3 protein-coding genes and 1 pseudogene are annotated in these 2,772 nt (G+C 72.3%); 3 read left to right on the top strand and 1 reads right to left on the bottom strand.

All coding sequences use genetic code 11. The features are described from left to right. Positions 1-344, top strand: a pseudogene (locus tag G6019_RS14545) (hypothetical protein); the annotation flags it as partial. Positions 345-394: 50 nt separating this feature from the next. Here the strand turns inward: G6019_RS14545 and G6019_RS14540 are convergent. Further along, a complete protein-coding gene (locus G6019_RS14540; protein ID WP_107755880.1) occupies positions 395-1,036 on the bottom strand; it encodes an AMIN-like domain-containing (lipo)protein in 642 nt (213 codons plus the stop codon). Between the two features lie 86 nt (positions 1,037-1,122). Between G6019_RS14540 and G6019_RS14535 the strand changes: the two genes are divergently transcribed. Both G6019_RS14535 and G6019_RS14530 read left to right on the top strand, forming a co-directional pair. Further along, positions 1,123-2,046, top strand: a complete 924-nt coding sequence (locus G6019_RS14535) for a sucrase ferredoxin (protein ID WP_309230266.1) — start codon at positions 1,123-1,125, stop codon at positions 2,044-2,046. Between the two features lie 33 nt (positions 2,047-2,079). Beyond that, on the top strand, positions 2,080-2,772 hold a 693-nt coding region (locus G6019_RS14530), incomplete at its 3' end, for a PHP domain-containing protein (protein WP_182627869.1).

Below are 2,772 nucleotides of genomic sequence, written 5' to 3'. Positions count from 1 at the left end.
TCCGCGAGGGCCGTGACCCCGCGTCAGGGGTCGTGGCACGGGTTTCCCTCGCCGGGGGGGTCGTCCTGCGCACCGCTGCGGGGGTTGCGGTCGGGGTCGGCCCACGAGGCCTGCTCACCGGGCGACCCGAGGCGGTCGAGATCACGGGCCGTCCATGTGCGGTGGCTGGCTGGTCACGACCGTGGCTGATCGACGAGGCCTGGTGGGAGCCCGGCCCCGGTGGTGCGCCCCGTCGGCCGAAGGCCCGGATACAGGTCGTCCCCGAGCGGGCGGCCGCGTTGCTGCTGTGCTGCCTGGTGGGGGACGAGCCGGGGAGTTGGACGGTCGAGGGGGTGTACGAATGAACCGTCCACGACTCTTCGTGGCAGTGACCCTCGTCGCTCGTCGGGTGTGCTCAGCGTTCTATGTCGACCACCAGTCGGGTCGGGTTCTGGAGGAGGAAGGCCGAGAAGGGCCGGTCCGTGCCCTCGAGACCGATGACGGATTGTGCCCGGCCCTCGAACTGGCCGGCGAAGGCCACCCCGGCCACTCCGGTCGCCTCGTCGCTCGAGACGGTGCCCACGGGGACCTCCGTCATCGACGTCATGGTGGGAAGGACCTGGTCGCGGATCATCACCTGGAGGAACGAGTCCCCGGGCACCTCCACGGGGGAGCCGCTGCCCTGCTGGGCGGGTGCGTCCACGTAGTCCACGGAGTATCCCGGGACGCCCTGGCCCTGGAGTTCGTAGACCACGCGATCCTTGCCCTGGTAGTCGCCCACGCGGATATCGGTCACGACGAGCTGGGCGCGCTCGGCGGTCTCGCCGGGGTCCTCGCTCTTCGGTCCGGAGTCCGCAGGCCTGGCAGAGGGATCGGAGGTCTCGGTCTCGTCCGGAGCAAGGGCCCGGGCCAGCGCGGCCGGGGAGGATCCCGCCGTGGTGGTCTGGCTGGTGGTGGGGGATTCGGTCGAGGTGTCGGCTCCACATCCCGCCAGCCCCAGGGACGCGACGGCGGTGAGGGCGGCGGCCGCGGCGAAGCGGCGGTGATGGATACGCATACGTCCACCCTAGATCCCTCTGGTCACTTTTGTCCCACAAGGTGGCTACAGTTACGCCTCCCCGCGGGATGGGGCACCATGGGGTCGTGTCAGATACCGATTCCGCCACACACCCGGGTTGGTGTTCCCTGCAGTCCGCCGACGAGCCCCCGGCAGGCACCGCCGCCCACGAGGAGTCGTGGGTGCTGCTGGAGGTCCCCGGGCGCTGGGGGCGCGACATCTTCGACGGTGAGGCCCTGGGCGAGGACCTGTCCCGACGTCTCAAGGAGCACATCGCGGACTGCGGGTCGCGCATGCTCTTCATCCGTCGGCCCGGCCGCGAGGGGCAGCGCCTCGACCGGCACCGCTTCTACCTCTGCGACACCCGCCCCGACCGGCAGAGCATCCGCGCCGGCCGCGTCGACGGGCCTGAGGAGTTGCTCGGACTGGACCTGTCTCCGGACGGGCACGTGGCCGGTACCCGCGAGGTCGCGGCACCTGTGCCACTCGTGTGCACCCACGCCAAGCGTGACCAGTGCTGCGCTGTGCGGGGCCGCCCCGTCGCGGCCGGCCTGGAGTCAATGTTGGGCGGGCGCCTGGCAGCGCTCGACCCCGATGCCGCGGTGTGGGAGTGTTCCCACACCGGGGGGCACCGCTTCGCCCCGGTCCTGTTGTTGCCCGGCACCGGTTACACCTATGGGCCCGCGGAGGTGGCCCACGCGGCCGGGATCGTCGAGGCGGCACTGGACGGCCGGGTCGTCACCGAGAACCTGCGGGGCCGTAGCACCTGGCCACCGGCCGGTCAGGTGGCGGAGGTGGCCGTGCGGAACTCCGGTGTGGAGGCGGGGCCGGGCGACCTCGTCGTCACGATCGACCCCGATTCCCCGCGCGTGGCCGTGGTCCGCCACACAGACGGACGCGCCTGGCGCGTCGAGGCGGGCACCCGCCCACTGCCTCCACGGTCCCAGAGCTGCCGTAAACCGCCCGGCGAGGCGTCGGCGTGGGTCGTGGAGTCGTTCACCCAACTCTGAGCCCATGCACCGGGCCCCGGTGGGTGAGGCCCGGTGAACTGGTACCACGGCCCCAGGACCTGGACCGAGCTGGAGCGGGTTCTGTCCGGCCGGCCGAACCCGCGTGGGCCTCACAACCCGCACCCCGGTGACGGCAGCGACGCCCCCGCCTGGTCCCGTCGACGGGGTGAGTACACCCCGCCTCACGGGCGCCGGACGCCGGGACGGGTGCCCTACGCCGAGCTCCACGCCCATTCCGCCTTCAGCTTCCTGGACGGCGCCTCCTCACCCGAGGCGATGGCGGAGGCGGCGGCGGAACTGGGGCTGACCGCGCTGGCGATCACCGATCACGACGGCTTGTACGGGGTCGTCCGATTCGCCGAGGCGGCGTCCGAGCTGGGTCTGGCGACCGTCTTCGGTGCCGAGCTCTCGCTGCCCGGGGGTGAACACCTGCTCGTGTTGGCCCGCGGAGGGGAGGGCTATCGCAGACTCTCGCGTGCGATCGCCCACGCCCACCTCAGGGGAGGTGCGAAGGGTGAACCGCGGTACGAGATCGGGGAGCTCGCCGAGGCCGCCGGTGGTCACTGGTACGTGCTCACCGGGTGTCGCAGAGGGCGGGTGCGGCGAGCCCTCGAACGCGGCGGCGCGGGTGTGCCCGGCGTCGACACCGCGGCTGCGGGTGCAGCGCTGGGCGAGCTCGTCGACCTGTTCGGACGGGACCGGGTGGTCGTGGAGCTGACCTGTCAC

Origin of the sequence: Dietzia sp. DQ12-76 (assembly GCF_014145045.1) — a bacterium.
Lineage (GTDB): Bacteria > Actinomycetota > Actinomycetes > Mycobacteriales > Mycobacteriaceae > Dietzia.
This window is presented reverse-complemented; position numbering and strand designations above follow the sequence as displayed.

Coding starts and splice junctions, on each gene's coding strand:
- G6019_RS14540 (WP_107755880.1), bottom strand. CDS start 1,036: ATGCGTATCCATCACCGCCGCTTCGCCGCGGCCGCCGCCCTCACCGCC.